The organism is Paramylibacter kogurei, from assembly GCF_002742285.1.
Taxonomy (GTDB): domain Bacteria; phylum Pseudomonadota; class Alphaproteobacteria; order Rhodobacterales; family Rhodobacteraceae; genus Amylibacter; species Amylibacter kogurei.
Genome location: NZ_MDGM01000003.1, coordinates 86,191 through 104,856 on the forward strand (window position 1 = coordinate 86,191; position 18,666 = coordinate 104,856).

20 protein-coding genes are annotated in these 18,666 nt (G+C 48.3%); 9 read left to right on the top strand and 11 right to left on the bottom strand.

Features of this window, described 5'->3' with window-relative positions; translation table 11 throughout:
* Window positions 1–2: 2 nt before the first annotated feature.
* On the top strand, window positions 3–1,232 hold the full coding sequence (locus BFP76_RS01065; RefSeq protein ID WP_099591324.1) for a class I SAM-dependent RNA methyltransferase: 1,230 nt from the start codon (window positions 3–5) through the stop codon (window positions 1,230–1,232).
* Here the strand turns inward: BFP76_RS01065 and BFP76_RS01070 are convergent.
* The 7 genes from BFP76_RS01070 to BFP76_RS01100 form a co-directional block, all read right to left on the bottom strand.
* Window positions 1,219–1,869 carry an androgen-induced gene 1 family protein gene (locus BFP76_RS01070; protein ID WP_165775621.1) on the bottom strand — a complete coding sequence of 217 codons (651 nt, stop codon included), beginning with the start codon at window positions 1,867–1,869 and terminating at the stop codon, window positions 1,219–1,221. The genes BFP76_RS01065 and BFP76_RS01070 overlap by 14 nt on opposite strands.
* 64 nt (window positions 1,870–1,933) lie before the next feature.
* Window positions 1,934–3,862 (bottom strand): 1-deoxy-D-xylulose-5-phosphate synthase, encoded by a 1,929-nt coding sequence (gene dxs / locus BFP76_RS01075; RefSeq protein WP_099591326.1) that lies wholly within the window; start codon window positions 3,860–3,862, stop codon window positions 1,934–1,936.
* Window positions 3,863–3,890: 28 nt separating this feature from the next.
* Window positions 3,891–4,766 carry a polyprenyl synthetase family protein gene (locus BFP76_RS01080; protein ID WP_338064484.1) on the bottom strand — a complete coding sequence of 292 codons (876 nt, stop codon included), beginning with the start codon at window positions 4,764–4,766 and terminating at the stop codon, window positions 3,891–3,893.
* Window positions 4,767–4,771: 5 nt separating this feature from the next.
* Complete coding sequence (locus BFP76_RS01085) at window positions 4,772–5,011, bottom strand: exodeoxyribonuclease VII small subunit (RefSeq protein ID WP_099591327.1); 240 nt, start codon at window positions 5,009–5,011, stop codon at window positions 4,772–4,774.
* Entirely contained in the window at window positions 5,008–5,943 is a 936-nt protein-coding gene (locus tag BFP76_RS01090; protein WP_099591328.1) for a histone deacetylase family protein, read from the bottom strand. The genes BFP76_RS01085 and BFP76_RS01090 overlap by 4 nt, the downstream gene beginning before the upstream one ends.
* A 3-nt stretch (window positions 5,944–5,946) precedes the next feature.
* Window positions 5,947–6,648, bottom strand: a complete 702-nt coding sequence (locus BFP76_RS01095; RefSeq protein ID WP_099591514.1) for a response regulator — start codon at window positions 6,646–6,648, stop codon at window positions 5,947–5,949.
* Window positions 6,649–6,650: 2 nt separating this feature from the next.
* Complete coding sequence (locus BFP76_RS01100) at window positions 6,651–7,154, bottom strand: MarR family winged helix-turn-helix transcriptional regulator (protein ID WP_099591515.1); 504 nt, start codon at window positions 7,152–7,154, stop codon at window positions 6,651–6,653.
* A 154-nt stretch (window positions 7,155–7,308) separates the two neighbouring features.
* Here BFP76_RS01100 and BFP76_RS01105 point away from each other — a divergent pair, with 154 nt between their 5' ends.
* From BFP76_RS01105 to BFP76_RS01120, 4 genes are all read left to right on the top strand, one after another.
* On the top strand, window positions 7,309–8,178 hold the full coding sequence (locus tag BFP76_RS01105) for a branched-chain amino acid aminotransferase (RefSeq protein ID WP_099591329.1): 870 nt from the start codon (window positions 7,309–7,311) through the stop codon (window positions 8,176–8,178).
* Window positions 8,179–8,589: 411 nt separating this feature from the next.
* Window positions 8,590–9,156, top strand: coding sequence for a sugar transferase (locus tag BFP76_RS01110; protein ID WP_099591330.1), 567 nt, complete (start codon window positions 8,590–8,592; stop codon window positions 9,154–9,156).
* Window positions 9,153–10,112 (top strand): NAD-dependent epimerase/dehydratase family protein, encoded by a 960-nt coding sequence (locus tag BFP76_RS01115; RefSeq protein ID WP_099591331.1) that lies wholly within the window; start codon window positions 9,153–9,155, stop codon window positions 10,110–10,112. The genes BFP76_RS01110 and BFP76_RS01115 overlap by 4 nt, the downstream gene beginning before the upstream one ends.
* Entirely contained in the window at window positions 10,113–11,240 is a 1,128-nt protein-coding gene (locus BFP76_RS01120; protein WP_099591332.1) for a hypothetical protein, read from the top strand.
* A 21-nt stretch (window positions 11,241–11,261) separates the two neighbouring features.
* Here the strand turns inward: BFP76_RS01120 and ahcY are convergent, their stop codons facing one another.
* Window positions 11,262–12,653: an adenosylhomocysteinase gene (gene ahcY, locus BFP76_RS01125; protein ID WP_099591333.1), complete on the bottom strand. Its 1,392-nt coding sequence runs from the start codon at window positions 12,651–12,653 to the stop codon at window positions 11,262–11,264.
* 225 nt (window positions 12,654–12,878) lie between these two features.
* On the opposite strand from ahcY, the gene BFP76_RS01130 reads away from it, so the two are divergent.
* The gene (locus tag BFP76_RS01130; RefSeq protein ID WP_099591334.1) at window positions 12,879–13,469 is read left to right on the top strand and encodes a YfbR-like 5'-deoxynucleotidase; all 591 of its coding nucleotides are present in this window, start codon (window positions 12,879–12,881) and stop codon (window positions 13,467–13,469) included.
* 13 nt (window positions 13,470–13,482) lie between these two features.
* Here the strand turns inward: BFP76_RS01130 and BFP76_RS14595 are convergent, their stop codons facing one another.
* Window positions 13,483–13,659 carry a hypothetical protein gene (locus BFP76_RS14595; protein WP_165775622.1) on the bottom strand — a complete coding sequence of 59 codons (177 nt, stop codon included), beginning with the start codon at window positions 13,657–13,659 and terminating at the stop codon, window positions 13,483–13,485.
* A 97-nt stretch (window positions 13,660–13,756) separates the two neighbouring features.
* Here BFP76_RS14595 and BFP76_RS01135 point away from each other — a divergent pair, with 97 nt between their 5' ends.
* Window positions 13,757–14,644: a LysR family transcriptional regulator gene (locus tag BFP76_RS01135; RefSeq protein ID WP_099591335.1), complete on the top strand. Its 888-nt coding sequence runs from the start codon at window positions 13,757–13,759 to the stop codon at window positions 14,642–14,644.
* Here BFP76_RS01135 and BFP76_RS01140 read toward each other — a convergent pair.
* Both BFP76_RS01140 and BFP76_RS01145 read right to left on the bottom strand, forming a co-directional pair.
* Window positions 14,641–15,195, bottom strand: a complete 555-nt coding sequence (locus BFP76_RS01140) for an ActR/PrrA/RegA family redox response regulator transcription factor (RefSeq protein ID WP_099591336.1) — start codon at window positions 15,193–15,195, stop codon at window positions 14,641–14,643. The genes BFP76_RS01135 and BFP76_RS01140 overlap by 4 nt on opposite strands.
* Window positions 15,196–15,263: 68 nt before the next feature.
* The gene (locus BFP76_RS01145) at window positions 15,264–15,869 is read right to left on the bottom strand and encodes an SCO family protein (RefSeq protein WP_099591337.1); all 606 of its coding nucleotides are present in this window, start codon (window positions 15,867–15,869) and stop codon (window positions 15,264–15,266) included.
* Window positions 15,870–15,966: 97 nt separating this feature from the next.
* Here BFP76_RS01145 and regB point away from each other — a divergent pair, with 97 nt between their 5' ends.
* Together regB and BFP76_RS01155 are read left to right on the top strand one after the other, a co-directional pair.
* Window positions 15,967–17,382 (top strand): sensor histidine kinase RegB, encoded by a 1,416-nt coding sequence (gene regB, locus BFP76_RS01150; RefSeq protein ID WP_099591338.1) that lies wholly within the window; start codon window positions 15,967–15,969, stop codon window positions 17,380–17,382.
* Between the two features lie 192 nt (window positions 17,383–17,574).
* Window positions 17,575–18,645, top strand: coding sequence for a PAS-domain containing protein (locus BFP76_RS01155; RefSeq protein WP_165775623.1), 1,071 nt, complete (start codon window positions 17,575–17,577; stop codon window positions 18,643–18,645).
* The last annotated feature ends 21 nt before the right edge of the window (window positions 18,646–18,666 follow it).

The window sequence follows — 18,666 nt, forward strand, 5'->3', positions numbered from 1 at the left end:
ACATGGTACAGACTTTGCGCATTGAAAAACTTGGCCACCAAGGAAACGGTGTTTCCAGCCTGCATGGTATGGACATTTTTGTACCATACAGCCTGCCCGGTGAATTGGTCGAAGGTGAAATTGACGGCGATGAAATTGCCAAAGCGCGCATATTGGAACCCGTTGAAACACGCGTCAAAGCCCCCTGTCGCCACTTCAAAACCTGTGGTGGCTGTGCGTTGCAACATGCCAGTGATGCATTCGTCGCAAAATGGAAACAGCAACAAGTGCAAACCGTTCTGGAATTAGAAGGCTTATCACCAGATTTTCGCCCCATCGCAACCTCCCCCACCGCCAGTCGCCGCCGCGCGACATTCACAGGTCGGCGCGGGAAAAAGGGGGCAATGATCGGTTTTTATGCGCGGGGTTCAGACACATTAATTGAAATAACCGAATGCCATTTGGTCGAACCTGCATTGCTGGCTGGATTTGCGGGCATGAAAGAATTGGTGATGATTGGTGCGTCGCGTAAAATCCCATTACGCATTGCCACAACCAACACCAAAAACGGGTTGGACATTGATGTAACCGAGGGCAAAGATTTAACCGTTGAACAATCTGCCGCATTGGGCGGCATCGCTGACACCCACGGCTTTGCCCGTATCACATGGAATGGCGAGGTCGTGGTACAATCCGCACCACCCGTACAAACATTTGGCGCTGCCACAGTGATCCCGCCCAGTGATGCGTTTTTACAGGCAACTCATCACGGTGAAAAAACACTGGTGGATGCCGCGCTTTTGGCAATTGGCCCCGCAAAACGGGTTATTGATTTGTTTTCTGGTTGTGGCACATTCGCGCTCAACGCCGCAAAAATCGCAGAGGTTCACGCCGTCGAAGGTTCTGCCAGCATGATCCACGCTTTAGATGCTGGATGGCGCGGCGCGGCGGGTTTAAAAACCGTCACTTCAGAGGTGCGTGATTTATATGCGCGCCCCTATTTACCAGACGAATTGAACAAGTTTGACGCCGCAATCATTGATCCTCCACGTGCGGGTGCACTTTCGCAAACCCAAGAATTGGCGAAATCAAACATCAACCATGTGGCATTCGTTTCGTGTAATCCCGCCACATTTTCACGCGACGCAAAATTATTGTGCCGCGCTGGGTTTCGATTGGATTGGGTGCAAGTGGTGGATCAATTCCGCTGGTCATCGCATGTGGAATTGGTGGCCCAGTTTACACGTTCCTGATGCGATACAGACCTTTGGCAATCAACCAGCAAAGACCAACCAACACAATCGCAGAAATCGTGTTGGTTACATAAAATCCCATGCGATCCGCCAATTCCATATCGTTTAAAAACCGATATGGCAGACCAGATGTAACACTGCCCGCAGGTTCCGCGTTCATCGGCGAAACAATCCATTCGATCCATGCGATATACAAAATATTTACAGTCACAGATAATGCCAAAATTCGTTTCAACGGGCGAAATGCGCCGAGGATAAAGAACGCATCAATCCATTGCAAAATTGGCCCCAAGAGATGCAGATAGTATTCTTTCCAAAGTGGAATTGTACGCACACCATCGACATAAAACTGGCTTGGGTCTTCGAAATAAATTTTCCAATACAAAAACACCACCATGATGTTCAGAACAACCGTTGCCGATGCCCAAACATCGTGACGTTTTGTGGTTTGCTCAAGAGAGCGACGCAACATAAACGCGGCTGAAATCAGGCTCATCACCAGTGCCCATTCGGTTAAAAACCGATATTGCCAGCCAAATTCGGATGGAATGGCATCGTCAAATGCAATCAAGAAATAAAACCCAGCAAGCGCGAAAATGATCCAGCGATAGCTGATGACAAATTTACTCTTTTCCAAGATCTCTCCCCTTTTTTGCGCAAATGCTATTCATTCGCGATTCAAAAGAAAGACAAACCCTGCGTCACCCGCGTTTGGCGATTTGGCTGATGCCAAGCGTTTCCAACACTTTGGTTTCGATTTGCGGGGCGCACATGCCAGCGGATGCATACATTTTTTCGGGCGTATCTTGGTCGATAAACGTATCTGGAAAAACCATGGATCGGATTTTCAGCCCGCGATCCAATGCGCCCTCATCCGCCAAAAATTGCATGACATGGCTGCCAAATCCGCCAACGGAACCTTCTTCGATTGTGATCAAGGCTTCGTGGTTTGCAGCCAAATCCAAAATCATATCGCGGTCCAATGGTTTGGCAAAACGTGCATCGGCAATGGTGGGGCGAAGCCCGCGTGATTCCAATTTTTCCGCCGCTTTTTGCACCTCTTGCAGACGTGCACCAAAGGACAGGATTGCAACGCGTGCACCCGACTGCACAATGCGGCCTTTGCCGATTTCCAAAACTTCACCCGTTTCAGGTAAATCGATACCAACACCGGCACCGCGTGGGAAACGAAACGCCGATGGGCGATCATTGATTGACAGGGATGTTGCCACCATATGCACCAATTCCGCCTCGTCCGCGGCGGCCATCACCACCATATCGGGCAGGTTGGCAAGGAATGCAATATCAAAGCTGCCCGCATGGGTTGCACCATCGGCACCCACCAATCCAGCGCGATCAATTGCAAAACGCACGGGCAAACGTTGCAGCGCCACATCATGCACAACCTGATCGTAACCACGTTGCAAAAATGTGGAATATAATGCGCAAACAGGTTTCAATCCGCCCGCGGCCATGCCCGCACAAAACGTCACCGCATGTTGTTCGGCAATGCCCACATCAAAAGTGCGCGAAGGAAACCGTTCAGCGAATAAATCTAGGCCTGTTCCATCGGGCATCGCGGCGGTAACCGCGACGACCTTGTCGTCTTGTTCGGCGTGTTTAATCAAACTTTGCGCAAACACTTTGGTGTAGCTTGGCGCATTCGATGGTGTTTTTTTCTGTTTGCCAGAAATCACATCAAATTTTGCGACACCGTGATATTTATCATCCGATGCTTCGGCAGGGGCGTAACCCTTGCCCTTTTGCGTTATTGCATGGATCAACATCGGGCCAGTTGCGCGGTCTTTGACCGTTCGCAAGACATTCAACAGCTGATCCATGTCATGCCCATCAATCGGCCCAACATAAGAAAAGCCAAGCTGTTCAAACAACGTGCCGCCAACGGTCATGTGTTTCAACATATCTTTGGCACGTTTGGCACCATCTTGGAATGGATGGGGCAACAGTGAAACCGCACCTTTGGCCGCCGCTTTCAATTCTTGAAACGGTTCACCAGCATATAGTTTAGACAAATAGGACGACATCGCCCCAACGGGTGGCGCAATCGACATTTCATTATCGTTCAAAATCACGATCAAACGTTTGCCCAAATGCCCCGCGTTATTCATCGCCTCATAGGCCATGCCAGCGGATAGTGCACCATCACCAATTACAGCAATCGCATCACCCAACCCATGTTCAGGCGCACCGCCCAAATCACGCGCCACCGAAAACCCAAGTGCTGCGGAAATTGATGTTGAACTATGCGCCGCGCCAAATGGATCAAACGCGCTTTCGCTGCGTTTTGTAAAACCTGATAGCCCGCCGGCCTGACGCAAGGTTAACATCAGATCACGTCGCCCTGTCAGAATTTTATGAGGATAGCATTGATGGCTAACATCCCAGATCAATCGATCCTTGGGCGTATCAAACACCGCATGAATTGCCGTGGTTAATTCAACCACCCCCAGCCCAGCGCCCAAATGCCCACCTGTTTGCGACACAACAGAAATGGTTTCTTGGCGCAATTCATCTGCCAATTGGCGCAGCTGTGCGTCCGAAAACTTTTTCATGTCTTCGGGCGTATTCACCTGATCAAGCAGAGGTGTATTCAATCCGTTTGCGGTCATACGGTTACCTTTGGTTTTGCGGATACTATCACATGTCGCGATGTAAAACGAATTGGGCGACGTGACGCAGCGGATCTGCAGATGCACCATATGGGGCAAGTGCACCGTTCGCCGTTTCAATCAATTCGGCGGCGCGGGATTTGGCGCCGTCCAGCCCCAACAGTGACACGAACGTGGCTTTGCCCGCGGCGGCGTCTTTTTTCAATCGCTTGCCTGCGGTGCTTGCATCACCCTCAACATCCAAAATATCATCAACAATTTGAAATGCCTGCCCCAATGCGGCAGCATATTCAACCAACGGGCCAATATATTGGCGCCCGATCATCGCACCCGCGGTGGCCGACCATTCGATCAATGCACCGGTTTTATTGGCTTGCAATTGTGCAATTTGCTCAAGGTTCAATTTTTTACGTGCGGTTTCTGCGGCGATGTCCTGAACCTGTCCCAAGACCATGCCATTTGCGCCTGCGGCCTTGGCCAAGGTAGTCATCAAGGTTACGCGCACCTCGGCGCTGGTGTTCAAACCACCCAGAATTTCAAATGCGAATGTTTGTAATGCATCGCCCACCAAAACGGCGGTTGCCTGATCCCATTTCACGTGAACGGTGGGTTGTCCACGGCGCAGATCATCATCATCCATACAGGGCAAATCATCATGCACCAATGAATAGGCATGCATGCATTCAATCGCAGATGCGACGGCGACCGCCTTTTTATTATCCACGCCAAACATTTTGGCACTTTCCATCACCAAATAGGCACGCAATCGTTTACCACCATTCAAAACCGCATGGCGCATGGGTTCACCCAATGGATTGCCATCAGGCGTTGGCAGGATACGATCCAATTCCAATTCAACTTGTTGCGCGGTTTCTTTTAACTTGGCGATGAATTCTTCTGACACGTTGATTACTCGTCCGCGGCGGTAAGGCCGTTTGGTTTACCATCCGCACCAAAGGTGATTTTTGCGACTTTTTCCTCGGCGGATTTAAGTTTTTCTTCACAATGTTTTTTCAATTCCGCACCGCGTTCATACAGTTTGATAGAATCGTCCAGTGCGACTTGGCTGCCTTCAAGCTGTGTCACCAATGTTTCCAGTTCTTGCATCGCCTGTTCAAACGACATTTCTGCGACGGGTGTTTGTGTCATTTACTGTACTCCATCAAAACACGAATATGTGCGGCACAAGACTGTGCCAATGCGCGCAGATCATACCCGCCTTCCAATGTTGATACAAGGCGACCCGAACAGTGATCGCGTGCAAAATCACACAGGCTTCCCGTTGCAATGGCAAAGTCTTCTGTTTCAAAGTTTAAACCCGCCAATGGATCATCGCGATGCGCATCAAACCCAGCCGAAATGAACAAGATTTCTGGTTGATGCGCGATCAATGCAGGCAATATCTGATCGTTCATTGCCCCAAGAAGCGCCGCACCCGTTGCACCCGTATCAATTGGAATATTCAGCACATTTCCATGCGCACCTGTTTCATGGGCATAACCCGTACCGGGGTAGAGCGGCATTTGATGGGTTGATACAAACAAAATGCGTTCGTCATCCCAGATCAAATCCTGTGTGCCATTGCCGTGATGCACATCAAAATCGACAATTGCCACGCGCTTCAAGCCGTAGTTTTCCAACGCATATTTTGCGCCAATTGCAACATTGCCAAATAAGCAAAACCCCATTGGCGTTGTTTTTTCTGCATGGTGCCCTGGTGGGCGCATGGCGCAAAATGCATTGCCAGCATCACCTGACATGACCATATCCACAGCTTGGCAAATCCCACCGACACCGCGCATGGCGGCGGTCAAGCTTCCCGCGGACATATGCGTATCCGCATCAAGCGAAATCGTACCTGTTTGTGGCGACGCAGATTTGATCGCATTCAAATGCGTGGAAGGATGCGCCAACAACACCTGTTCATCCGTTCCCATTTCAGCGTCACATCGCAACAGCCCATCAAATTCTGCCGCACCCAGCGTATCAAAAATCGCTTGCAACCGCGCCACCTGTTCGGGATGACCCTGTGGCGTTTCATGTTTCAATCCATCAGGATGGGTGATCAATGCCGTTGTCATGATTTAATCGGGTGCTAGCATATAACCGGCCCCACGCACGGTTTGCAGATATCGCGGCGCTTTTGGATCGGCCTCTATTTTACGGCGCAGACGTGTGATTTGTACGTCCACCGCGCGCTCTTGGCTGGTGACGCCATCGCGCGCCAAATCTTCGACCAATTTGTTGCGGCTGACAGGGCTGTGAGGCATAGCGGAAAAAATCCGCATTAACGCACCCTCTGTTGCAGTCAGGCGTACAAGCGTTTCACCCTGCCACAATTCACCGCGCGAAATATCATAACGAATTTCACCCATATGAAGCGTCTTTGGCGGTTCATCGCGTTGTTCATCTGCGGGCATTCGGCGCAAGATTGCGTTGATCCGTAACACCAATTCCTTGGGTTCAAACGGTTTGGTCAAATAATCATCTGCCCCTGCTTCCAATCCCATGATCCGTTCACTTGTTTCACCTTTGGCAGTCAGCAACAAAATTGGAGTGGTCAGCGTTTCGCGCAGGCTTCGCGTCAGGGTTACACCATCCTCGCCTGGCATCATGACATCCATCACGATCAGATCAAATTCCAACCCTTCCAGTAATCGACGCGCATGTGCTGCGTCGCGCGCCGCACTGACCCAATATCCATGTCGCGCCAAGAATTTTTGCAATAACCCACGAATGCGTTCGTCATCGTCAACAATCAAAATATGTGCATCTGGTTGATCCATCATTATCCTTTCAAACCTTGCACACGTTTGCGCATTTCAGGGTCTATCATATTTTCCAACACAGCGCGAAACCCGCGCACCGCATCAGGGCCAGCATCACGAAATGCCGCACGCATACGCACGCGCTGCGCATCGGACAATTCTTGTTCCAAATCCTTACCCTTTTGGGTCAGGTATAAATTACGTTGGCGTCGATCGTTTGTACCAACACGGCTTTCTACCAGACCATCATCTACGAGTTGGCGCAAGACCCTGTTCAATGACTGTTTCGTGACGCCCAAAATATCCAGCAAATTATTCACGGTGATACCGCGCTTGCGGTTAATAAAATGTACCGCACGATGATGTGCGCGACCATAAGTATAATTTTGTAAAATTCGATCAGGATCGGATGTAAAACCCTTGTATGCGAAAAACATCAGCTCGATCCCCTGCAACAGATTATCATCCGTAAGGAACAAAAGATCCTCGCCGTGGTTGCCGCTGGTAACATTGCCATCTTGCATCGTTTTCATCCTGCCCTGTTTTTCATCACTTTATGTCAGTATTGTTGACATTCCAAGAATCAAATGCTAGCTGATTCTTGATTTTGCGCAATATTATGACCGAAGCGGCCCTAATTGCGAAATATTTATAAAGTTATCTTGTTAGGAGGATACCATGGCCGGTGCTTATGATGATCGTGACGGTAAAATTTGGATGGACGGAAAACTGGTGAATTGGCGCGATGCAAATGTGCACTTGCTGACCCATGCGATGCACTATGCATCATCTGTGTTTGAGGGTGAACGTGCGTATAACGGTAAAATCTTTAAAAGCCGTCTTCATTCCGAACGCCTGTTGAAATCTGGCGAATATATTGATGTGCCAATTCCATACACTGTTGATGAAATCGAAGCCGCAAAATACGAAGTGATGCAGGCCAATGGTTTAACCGATGCATATGTGCGCGTTTTGGCCTGGCGTGGATCAGGTAACGATATGGGTGTCGCATCCCAAGCAAACCCTGTGCGCATGGCCGTGGCCGCGTGGGAATGGGGCGCATATTATGGTGATGCAAAAATGAAGGGTGCGAAGCTGGATATTTCCAAATGGAAACGCCCAAGCCCCGAAACAATTCCTTGTTTTGCAAAGGCTTCCGGCCTTTATATGATCTGTACCATGGCCAAACATCAGGCCGAGGCAAAGGGTTGTTCTGATGCCATGATGTTCGATCATCGCGGTTACGTCGCAGAGGCAACGGGTGCAAACCTTTTCTTTGTGAAAAACGGCGAGGTCCACACGCCTGACCCCGATTGTTTCCTGAACGGATTAACGCGCCAAACGGTGATTGATATGCTGAAAGAAAAAGGCATCAAAACCCATGTGCGCCACATCATGCCCGAAGAATTAGAAGGGTTTGAACAATGCTGGCTGACAGGGACAGCCGCCGAAGTCACCCCTGTTGGGCAAATCGGTGATTACAATTTTGAAGTCGGCGCAATGGCGCGTGACATCGCAGAATCCTATGAAAAACTCGTGCGCACATAACGCATTTTTTCAGGATGACGGACAAGAAGCGGCGCAAAATTTGCGCCGTTTTTTTATGCGAATCTCAGTGTATGACATCCGTGTGGCACGCGTGGGACAAATGGCGGACATTCGTCGGGCATGTATTTTGCATAAAATTTGAGCGGAAGTTTTTTGTAATTCCCCGAATTTGGAACATGCGTGTTCAATTCAGCAAAAGTTAAAACCGTCACTTACAAAAGACGCATACAGGTTTGAATGACGCAAAACGGGCAACAAAATCATATCACCAGCCACGGTTTTTATGAGCCTGACCCACGGATTTTTTGTGTTGAATTTATCAGTATTTTACATTCAGAAATTAACGCCTATATTACCTTTGGCAGTCAAAACAATGCTAATAATCTGCCCGACCAGCGAGAGGTGAATTGAGTGAAAAAGCGTGTTTTTGATTTGGCGGTATCCGTGCCGCTGTTTTTGATCGCTTTACCAATCATTGTTTTGATTTGCATCGCGGTTTCATTGGAATCGCGTGGTGCTCCGATTTTTCGTCAAACGCGTTTGGGCAAAAATGAAAAACCGTTTTCGCTCTATAAAATTCGTACGATGTATGTGGGAACGGGTGATCATCCAACCCATGTTGTTGGTGGTGAGAATATCACCAAAATTGGCAAGGTGTTGCGGCGAACCAAATTTGATGAAATACCCCAGCTTGGAAATGTTATTCGCGGCGAAATGTCATTGGTTGGGCCGCGCCCCGGATTGCCGAGCCAAAATACATTGGCGGCGGTGCGACGCGAAAATCACATATTTGATGTGGCACCTGGCATAACCGGTCTGGCACAGGTCAATGGCATTGATATGTCAACGCATGAAAAACTGGCCATCGCTGATCAAGAATATATTCAACGCCGCGATGCTCTGTTAGATCTTCAAATCATTTTTTCAACTTTTGTGCGCACCAAAGCCCCGACGATAAACGCGTTCTCTGACAAATGAGCAATTCCGTTCCAATCGCATTTTCTGGTGCAAACGGCATGGTTGGAATTGGGCTTTCACAAGCATTGGAACAACACAAAGACGCGACACCACTTGCGTTGTCGCGCGTTGGCGCAGATGGAGAACGGCAATGCCCAGATTTGATGAATTGCACCGATGCCGATTGGCATCATGCCCTAAAGGGTGCGCAGGTTTACATTCACTTAGCGGCCTATTTACCATTTGGTAACCAAACACAATCATACTCTGACGATGAATATAATATTGCAAACTGTGCGGCGGCGGTGTCTGCGCTGAACGGGTTTGCCATTGCGGGCGGTCAAAAAATGATCTTTGTTTCAACACTTGGGATCAATGGCATTACATCAGGTCAATCGCCATTTTCATGGGATGATAAACCAAACCCTGCAAGCGCATATGCAACGTCGAAATACAACGCTGAAACTGCGCTGCGCGCCCGTGCAAAACAGCTAGGTATTCAATTGATAATCGTGCGGCCTCCGATTATTTACGGGCAAAACGTGGGTGGCAAATTTCGCCAATTGGTGGACCACATTAAATCGCAAAGGCCATTGCCATTTGGCACCATAACCAACATGCGCGATATGATTGGTCTGCGAAATTTTTGCGATGTGCTTGTTGCCTTGGCGTTGAATACTAAACAGTGGCACAATCCTGTTCTGGTCTGTGATCGTGAACCTGTTTCAACACCCGATCTTGTTAAAAAAATCGCAAATGCCTATGGGGTTGCGCCGCGATTGATCAATGTTCCAAGGCCAGTGTTTCAGATTGCTGCAAAACTTCCGATTATTGGAAAGGCAGTGCAGCGTCTTTGTGATGATCTTCGCATTAATGATCAATATTTGCGTGACAATTGTGATTGGACACCCCGGTTCAGCGTTCAGGACGAATTGGATTTGATGGCCGCAAGCGAAACCCATCAACAAAATCCATAGATGTTTGCACGATTTGTAATTCTTGCCGCGTTACTACCCTATATTCAAACAAGTCCGCTTGGTTCGGATATTCAGCCACATTTTTATATCGCATTGGCGGGGTATATCGCGTTTAAAATTTTGGATGACGGGGTAATGCCGTTTTCTGGTAGCGTGCTCTTCGTTGCGATAATCACTGGCGGTGCAGGTATCGCGCTTGGTGCAGGGGTAAACACCTTGGCATTGTTTACATTTCCAATTGCGATCGCATTCTTTGCCCGACAGGATCGTGGCTCGTTTCTGTGGGCTATCAAATGTGCCATCATCATTTATCTGATTGGTTTGTGTTTGGAAATCATCGTCCCAAACACGCTTCACAATATTGTTTCCAACCAGCGCAGCAGCTTTGCGCGTGGGATGACATCGTTTACGTCTGAACCCTCGTATCTTGGCTTGATTGCTTTGGCTTTTGTCGTTGCGTTGCTGCATTTTCATCAGTCATATTTCTGGGTGATATTGTCGTGTTTACTGGCACTTGCTTCGGGGTCATTAACCGCAATTGCACCGCTTGTGGTGATCTTGGTATTGGCAAATTTGCGCCAAGATCAAATCCATATTGTGGCGATTACCCTGTTGGGCGTAGCTGTTTTTTATTTTGCGATTATTCAAACAGACACACGCATGGGCGTGTTGTTGCGCGATGTATCACGTGATTTCGATTTAATTTGGCAGGACCAAAGTTTTTCAAACCGAATTGCGCGCGCCTTGGCTCCGATTGCCAGCGCTTGGCAATCAGGTTTCTTACCCCACGCATTCCCCACACCTGGTGACATAGATGTAAATTTCGAATTTCTATCGGCAACAGCAGACACAGAAATCGAACGACTATCCAGCCTTGCAACGGTAATGATTTATGTCTTTGGGGTTACAAGTTTTCCACTTATCGCTGCGTATATATTAATCGCAAAGGCTCGCTTGTTTTTGATTGCCGCAATTGCGTATTTCGCAGTGACAAATATTTCGATCAGCACGCCATATCTATATCTGCTGCTCAGCTTGCCCTTGATGCACCGGTTCGTAACTGTGCCAGCGTACGAATTGTCCACTCAAAATACAAAAGGCGCCTCGCAAATCGCGGGCGCCTTTTAAGCGTTAAAGCAATTCAATTTATTAATAACGATAATGTTCTGGCTTGAATGGGCCAACAGGTGTGACACCGATGTAATCGGCCTGTTCTTTGGACAGCTCGGTCAGCTTCACACCAATGCGATCCAGATGCAGGCGTGCAACTTTTTCGTCCAGATGTTTGGGCAAAATATACACTTCGTTTTTATATTCATCGCCTTTAGTCCACAATTCGATCTGTGCCAAAACTTGGTTCGTAAATGATGCAGACATCACAAAAGACGGATGACCCGTCGCATTGCCAAGGTTTAACAAACGCCCCTGCGACAACAGGATCATACGGTTGCCAGATGGCATTTCGATCATATCGACCTGATCTTTGATATTGGTCCATTTGTGATTTTTCAACGCAGCCACTTGGATTTCATTGTCAAAATGGCCGATGTTGCCCACGATCGCCATATCCTTCATTTCGCGCATATGCTCGATACGAATGACATCTTTATTGCCAGTGGTGGTGATGAAAATATCGGCGGTGGATACGGCGTCTTCCAATGTGACCACCTCGAAACCATCCATTGCCGCTTGTAGCGCGCAGATTGGATCAACCTCTGTCACCTTGACGCGTGCACCTGCACCGCGCAAAGATGCGGCCGAACCTTTGCCCACATCACCGTACCCGCACACCACAGCAGTTTTACCCGCCATCATCGTATCGGTTGCGCGGCGAATGCCATCAACCAGCGATTCCTTACAACCGTATTTGTTATCAAATTTCGACTTGGTCACGGAATCATTCACGTTAATTGCAGGGAACGGCAATTGACCCTTTTTGAAAAGATCATACAGACGGTGAACGCCTGTTGTTGTTTCCTCTGAAACACCTTGGATCGCGTCGCGTGTTTTGGTGAACCAACCGGGGCTGGCCGCCATACGTTTCTTGATTTGCGCAAAAATTGCTTCTTCTTCTTCGGATGTTGGGACCTCGATCAAATCATTTTCGCCTGCTTCCACACGTGCGCCAAGCAGCACATATAATGTCGCATCACCACCATCATCTAGGATCAAATTCGCACCATCTGGGAACATGAATGAACGATCCAAATAATCCCAATGTTCAACCAATGTTTGCCCTTTGATTGCAAACACAGGAATACCAGCCGCCGCAATGGATGCCGCTGCGTGGTCTTGGGTTGAAAAGATATTACAAGATGCCCAGCGCACATCCGCGCCCAGTGCCACCAGCGTTTCAATCAACACTGCGGTTTGAATTGTCATGTGCAATGAGCCAACAATGCGCGCACCTTTTAATGGTTTGCTTTCGCCGTATTCATCACGCAACGCCATCAAGCCTGGCATTTCTGTTTCTGCGATATCCAATTCTTTGCGGCCAAATTCCGCCAAAGAAATATCTTTTACAATGTAATCTTGTGTCATGGTCTCTACCGTATATGGGGATTAACAATCTTGCTTGCTGCCTATCACTAGGATAGTCAATCGGCAAGTAGGGCAAGAATTATCGACAAAGGCTTGAAGCGCGAAACATGGAATTTAAACGGCAAAAACAAGTTCAAGCGGCGCTTAAATCATCGTTTCGAAATGCCCAGCGGAGCATTTGTCCAAATTTAAAGAAACACTTTAACGACTACGAGACATTTGATTATGACAAGTAAACGCGCATGGCAGCGCATGTTATCTGGGCGGCGTTTGGATTTATTGCATCCATCCCCGCTGGATATTGAAATCGAAGATATCGCGCATGGGCTTTCGTTTGTGGCGCGTTGGAATGGGCAAACACACGGCGATTATCCATATTCGGTTGCAGAGCATTCGGTTTTTGTGACCGAGTTATTCACCCGATTGAATCCACGTATAGACCGCAAATGGCGATTGGCTGCGTTGCTGCACGATGCGCCAGAATATGTTATCGGCGATATGATCAGCCCCGTCAAAAGCGCGGTTGGCCCCGCCTATAAAGAGATGGATGATCGCCTCACCGCCGCCATCCATCAAAAATTTGGGCTGCCTGCAAAAATTCCTGATTTGATCAAGCGCCAAATCAAACGCGCGGATACGCTTTCGGCATGGCTTGAAGCCGTGCAATTGGCAGGGTTTAGCAGCGATGAGGCCGACAAATTATTCGGCAAACCCGTGCTGAAAGATTTACCCAATCGCAATTTGCGCCCCCACCCCCCGATGGAGGTGAAGGGACAATTTTTAGAAGTATTTCATGATTTAATCGACAGCGTTTAAGCGCCCGGCGATTTTACCAGAATGTTTGCAAATATGCGCGATCCAACCGGCGGCGTGCCTGATCGCGTTCCGCCTTTTCTGCGTTTCGGTAACGACGCATTTGTGAATAGTAGTCTTCGGTTTTATTTTGCGAATTTTGTGGTTCTGTGCGGCTTGCAATTCTGAACGCGTTTGAAAAAATTCCTAACATTTTATTTTCCTTTCCTTGTTTCGTTGAATCATTTGTGACACGATTTAAGGGTTGGATCGAGTTTATAAGATTTTCAATATGTAAGGAAAACTAACATATGGATTGGGCAACGATACCATCGTTATCTTGGTTGCGCGCATTTGAAGCCACTGCAAGGCTCGGCAGTTTTTCAAGCGCTGCACAAGAGCTTAACGTGACCCATGCAGCGATTGCGCAAAATGTGCGTGCCTTAGAAAACTATTTCGCGCAAACATTGGTGATGCGGCGCGGACGGGGCATGGTGGCAACCGCAGAGGGGCGCGCGCTTGCCGATAGTTTGGCAAATGGCTTTTCGCTTATCGCGGATGGGGTGGAAACATTGCACAGCCATAATACACAGCGCCCGCTGAATATCTCGATCACACCTGCCTTTGCCGCAAGTTGGCTTATGCCGCGCATCGGGGAATTTTGGGCGGCGCATCCAGACATTACGGTGAATCTCAGCCCGACAACGCAATTGGTGGATTTGGCAAAAGATGGTTTTGATATGGGTATTCGATTTGGCAATGGCGATTGGGCAGGGTTGGAATCCGAACATTTAACCAGTGGCAATATCATCGTTGTCGCCCGTGCCGATCTGGTGGCGGGGCGAAAAATCAAAACCTTGCATGATGTCTGTGATCTGACCTGGTTATTTGAAAGCCATATGTTAGAGCGCAAAGCCTTGGTCGAAAACGAAGGGATCGATTTGCGTGACTGTAAGGTCAGCATGTTGAACACAAGCGAACTTGTACTCGCTGCAACGCGTTCTGGTTTGGGGATGTCGCTTCAACCTCAAGCGTTGGTTACACCCGCAATTCAATCGGGTGAGCTGGCAAAAATATGTGCCCTGCGTGATGATGGGTTGGGATATTATATGGTCACGCGTTCTGGGCGGGAAACGCCGGCGCTACGTGTGTTTCAAAAATGGCTGCGCCGCGCGGCGGTGGAATCTAACCGCGATTAACGCGGGCTACGCTTGGCCAAGATACGTTGCAGTGTTCGCCGATGCATATTCAAACGACGCGCCGTTTCCGAAACATTGCGATCACAAAGTTCAAACACACGTTGAATATGTTCCCAGCGCACCCGATCCGCAGACATCGGATTTTCAGGTGGCGGCGGGCGGTCCCCTGGAGTGGCCAGCAATGCATTTGTTACATCATTGGCATCGGCAGGTTTTGAAAGATAATCCGTCGCCCCGATTTTCACTGCCGCAACCGCGGTGGCAATCGCACCATATCCCGTAAGCACAATGACCTTTGCCTCCGGTCGTTTTTCACGCAACACTTCGACCACATCCAAGCCATTGCCATCTTCGAGTCGCAGATCAACAACCGCATAGGCAGGTGGCGTTGCAGTGCAAAACGCACGCCCAGCGGCGACGCTTTCAAGTGCGGTTGGAGTAAAACCTCGTTTTTCCATGGCGCGTGCCAAACGGCGGCGAAACGGTTCGTCATCATCCAAAATGAGCAGGGATGTATCAGGCCCAATATCTGTCAATTCACGATCCGTCATTGCTATGTCCTAATGTGGCTGTCGCACCTTTTTAAGTGCAAGCATCACATTGGTCAAATAGATCATCGCTATCCTTTGGTATAGCATGCAATCTTGTCTGCCATGTCTTCGGGTGTTGCCTCGCGACGGAAAAAGTCAACAAAACCAGATGGCGACATTAAATACGTAAATGTTGAATGATCCATCAGATAATCCGCATCACCTTCGCCATTTTTGGCGCGATAGGTTTTATAGGTTTTGGACGCTGCGGAAATTTGTTCCTCTGACCCTGTTAAGGCAATCAAACGTGGGTGCATGATTTCGGCATAGTCTGCCAGAACCTGTGGCGTGTCACGCGCGGGATCAATGGTAATGAACACAGGGTCGATTTTAATCCCCCGTGCATCCAATATATCCACGGCCTCCAAATTGCGTGCCGTGTCCAACGGACAAATATCAGGGCAATATGTGTAGCCAAAATAGATCAGGCTATAATCTTTGATGACATCTTTTTCTGTGACCTGTTCACCGGCCTGATTTACCAATGTAAACGGCCCGCCAATCGCAGCCGCACCCCCCGCAATTGCAGAGTCGGAACATTGATCACCAGATTTACCGAGCAACACAAACCCAGCCCCCGCCGCCAAACCAATGGTGACAACCGATGCGGCCAATATCGCATAATTCTTTGACATAACGTCTCTCTCTTTCTGGCAAATCCTGTGAATTTGATCTAGCGTTTGACGACAAAGCGCAAGCGGCCATATCGTCACAATCGCGTTAGGGGACATGATGCCAGTTAAACAACCTGATTTGTTCAATCGTTCCGCCAGAAGCGAATGGGTGCGATTGCGCACATTGATCATTTTACGTTGGCTGGCAATTACGGGTCAAACACTGGCAATGATCGTTGCTGTGTTTTTGTTAGATCTATCGTTGAATGTCGGGCTTTGCGCATTGGCGATTGGGTCATCTGTTTTGTTGAACCTGATTTCGTTATTCGTTCTGCCTGCGAATAAACGGCTTTCAGAACGCGAAACCCTGCTGACCCTGGTTTTTGACCTGTGTCAGCTTGTGATATTGTTGTACCTCACGGGCGGGATCAACAATCCGTTTGCCCTGCTCATTTTGGCACCCGTAACCATTTCCGCCACTGCGCTTTCGTTACGAGCCACGATTGCCATTGGCACATTGGCGGTATTGTCGATTACAACCATAACAATTGCATATGTTCCATTAATGACCAACAGCGGCGAATTTGTTACCTTGCCCGATTTGTTCCACTGGGGAAATTGGACAGCACTTGTGATTGGTATCGTGTTTTTGGCGGCATATGCGCGGCGCGTGACAATGGAAACATTTTCCATGTCACAAGCGTTGGCCGCAACGCAAATGGCGCTGGATCGCGAATATAAATTGTCGATGCTTGGTGGTGTTGTGGCCGCAGCGGCACATGAAATGGGCACACCCCTTGCAACAATCAAATTGGTGTCATCCGAATTGCAATCCGAGCTGTCAGATTCACCTGATATGCTAGAAGATATGCAACTCATTCATAGCCAAGCAGATCGGCTCAGCACAATCCTAAAGGACATGGGTCGCACGGGTAAGGATGATTTGCATCTTAAATCAGCCCCCGTCACCAGCATATTGCGCGAAGCCGCAGAACCACACGAAGGCCGCGGCAAAGAGATTATTTATCTGTCCAATGGCACAATTGAACAAGGAAATTTGTTCGGCGTTCCCTTGGTACAACGCCATCCAGAGGTGATTCACGGCCTGCGGAATTTGGTGCAAAACGCCGTGGATTTTGCACAATCCAAGGTTTGGGTACACACCATATGGACCGAAAATTCCATTCGCATTTTGGTCGGTGATGATGGCAAAGGTTATTCAGCCGAACTGATCCACCGTATCGGTGATCCATTTTTGGGATCACGTTCACGTAAAAAACAAAATGCACAAAAACGCCCGGAATACGAAGGCATGGGATTGGGATTGTTCATTGCAAAAACACTCTTGGAACGATCGGGTGCGGAACTTACGTTTTCGAATGCGCGTAACGAAACAAATAACACCCCCGAAACACCGCCAAATTTGGCTTTGATGAAAGACGCCGTAGGTGCAATCGTGACCGTCCGATGGGCACGTGCCAATATTGAAACACAATCCAAGGTTTTGGGTGAAAATCAACGGTTTGAGATATAAGGTTAACTGTTCGTTAATATTTCATCAGTTAATGAATGAAAAACGCACAGAGGACCTAAAATTCTTTCCGATCTGACAATTTCCAATCTTTCGTTGTTGGCGACACTGGCACTTATTGCGAGTATGTGTGCGATTCTAATTCGTCAAAATCAATCAACGCAGTCTGACAATATTACCAAACTTGCGGATAAATTGCCCATTTCCATTTGGTGCGAGCTGGATGGTAAAGTTTTTTGGGCGAACGAAAATCATCTGTCTCTGTGGAAACAGTCGGGCAAGGATCAATTCACCATTGATGCGTTCAATTTACATGCGCCGATTGTTCTGAACGGGCCAAGTGTTGGCGCAACTCTCTCGATTCCCACACAACCAGATGCGCGGGACTATGAAATTTGTCTATTTGAATACGAAGGGCGAGAATTTTATTTTGCGCTCACCGCAGATTCAGTACAAAATGCCAGGATCGAGCGTCAACGATTTGTTGAAAACATCTCTGAAAGTTTTGCAAATTCACCCACTGGAATTGCCGTATTCGACCAACAACACGGGTTATCAATGTTTAACCCCGCTTTGACAAAGCTGTTGGATATCCCGCCCAGTTGGCTTGCCAGTTCGCCCAGTATTGAAGATTTTTTAAGCAAACTTCGTTATCACGGCGCAATGCCAGAACCGCGCGATTTCAACAAATGGCGCACCGAATTTATCAGCGATCTCAACGATCCAGATTTCCAATATCAAGATGATTGGAACATGCCCAATGGTTCCATTTACAATGTTTCCGCCTATCCCAATTCCAATGGTGCCGTGACTTTCTATTTTGAAGATATATCGGGGCGGGTCTTGGTCGAACGTGAATATCGATCACATCTTGATAATCTTTATAACGCGTTTGATGCACTTGATTGTGCGGTGATTATGTTTGAACGCTCTGGCGAAATGGCATTCGCTAATCAAGAATTTGATAAATTATGGGGCAAGGAATTTTCCCGCTCTGTGGTTGTCCCAGATATCATCGCCGTAAGCCGATTTTGGTCCGAACAATGTATGCCATCGCCAACCTTTGGCGATTTGCGTGATTTTGTTTTTCAACTGGATGACAAAGAAACTTGGACTGCTGATTTAACATTGAAAACCGGCGAGGCGTTAGAGGCAACATTTACCCCGTTGATCAATGGCCAAACCTTTTGCGTATTTCAACGCAAGGCTTATGGCGCACAGCCCCCTGTTTTCGAAACGCATGAAAAATCTATTGCCAAAGCGTGATTGCACGTCGCATTGCACACA

Bases quoted from the DNA above. Each gene is read 5' to 3' on its own strand.
- BFP76_RS01115 (WP_099591331.1), top strand. From the start codon at position 9,153: ATGAGCAATTCCGTTCCAATCGCATTTTCTGGTGCAAACGGCATGGTT.
- BFP76_RS01090 (WP_099591328.1), bottom strand. From the start codon at position 5,943: ATGACAACGGCATTGATCACCCATCCTGATGGATTGAAACATGAAACG.
- BFP76_RS01120 (WP_099591332.1), top strand. From the start codon at position 10,113: ATGTTTGCACGATTTGTAATTCTTGCCGCGTTACTACCCTATATTCAA.
- BFP76_RS01105 (WP_099591329.1), top strand. From the start codon at position 7,309: ATGGCCGGTGCTTATGATGATCGTGACGGTAAAATTTGGATGGACGGA.
- BFP76_RS01065 (WP_099591324.1), top strand. From the start codon at position 3: ATGGTACAGACTTTGCGCATTGAAAAACTTGGCCACCAAGGAAACGGT.
- BFP76_RS01085 (WP_099591327.1), bottom strand. From the start codon at position 5,011: ATGACACAAACACCCGTCGCAGAAATGTCGTTTGAACAGGCGATGCAA.
- BFP76_RS01145 (WP_099591337.1), bottom strand. From the start codon at position 15,869: ATGTCAAAGAATTATGCGATATTGGCCGCATCGGTTGTCACCATTGGT.
- dxs (WP_099591326.1), bottom strand. From the start codon at position 3,862: ATGACCGCAAACGGATTGAATACACCTCTGCTTGATCAGGTGAATACG.
- BFP76_RS01135 (WP_099591335.1), top strand. From the start codon at position 13,757: ATGGATTGGGCAACGATACCATCGTTATCTTGGTTGCGCGCATTTGAA.
- BFP76_RS01095 (WP_099591514.1), bottom strand. From the start codon at position 6,648: ATGGATCAACCAGATGCACATATTTTGATTGTTGACGATGACGAACGC.
- BFP76_RS01140 (WP_099591336.1), bottom strand. From the start codon at position 15,195: ATGACGGATCGTGAATTGACAGATATTGGGCCTGATACATCCCTGCTC.
- regB (WP_099591338.1), top strand. From the start codon at position 15,967: ATGCCAGTTAAACAACCTGATTTGTTCAATCGTTCCGCCAGAAGCGAA.
- ahcY (WP_099591333.1), bottom strand. From the start codon at position 12,653: ATGACACAAGATTACATTGTAAAAGATATTTCTTTGGCGGAATTTGGC.
- BFP76_RS01100 (WP_099591515.1), bottom strand. From the start codon at position 7,154: ATGCAAGATGGCAATGTTACCAGCGGCAACCACGGCGAGGATCTTTTG.
- BFP76_RS01130 (WP_099591334.1), top strand. From the start codon at position 12,879: ATGACAAGTAAACGCGCATGGCAGCGCATGTTATCTGGGCGGCGTTTG.
- BFP76_RS14595 (WP_165775622.1), bottom strand. From the start codon at position 13,659: ATGTTAGGAATTTTTTCAAACGCGTTCAGAATTGCAAGCCGCACAGAA.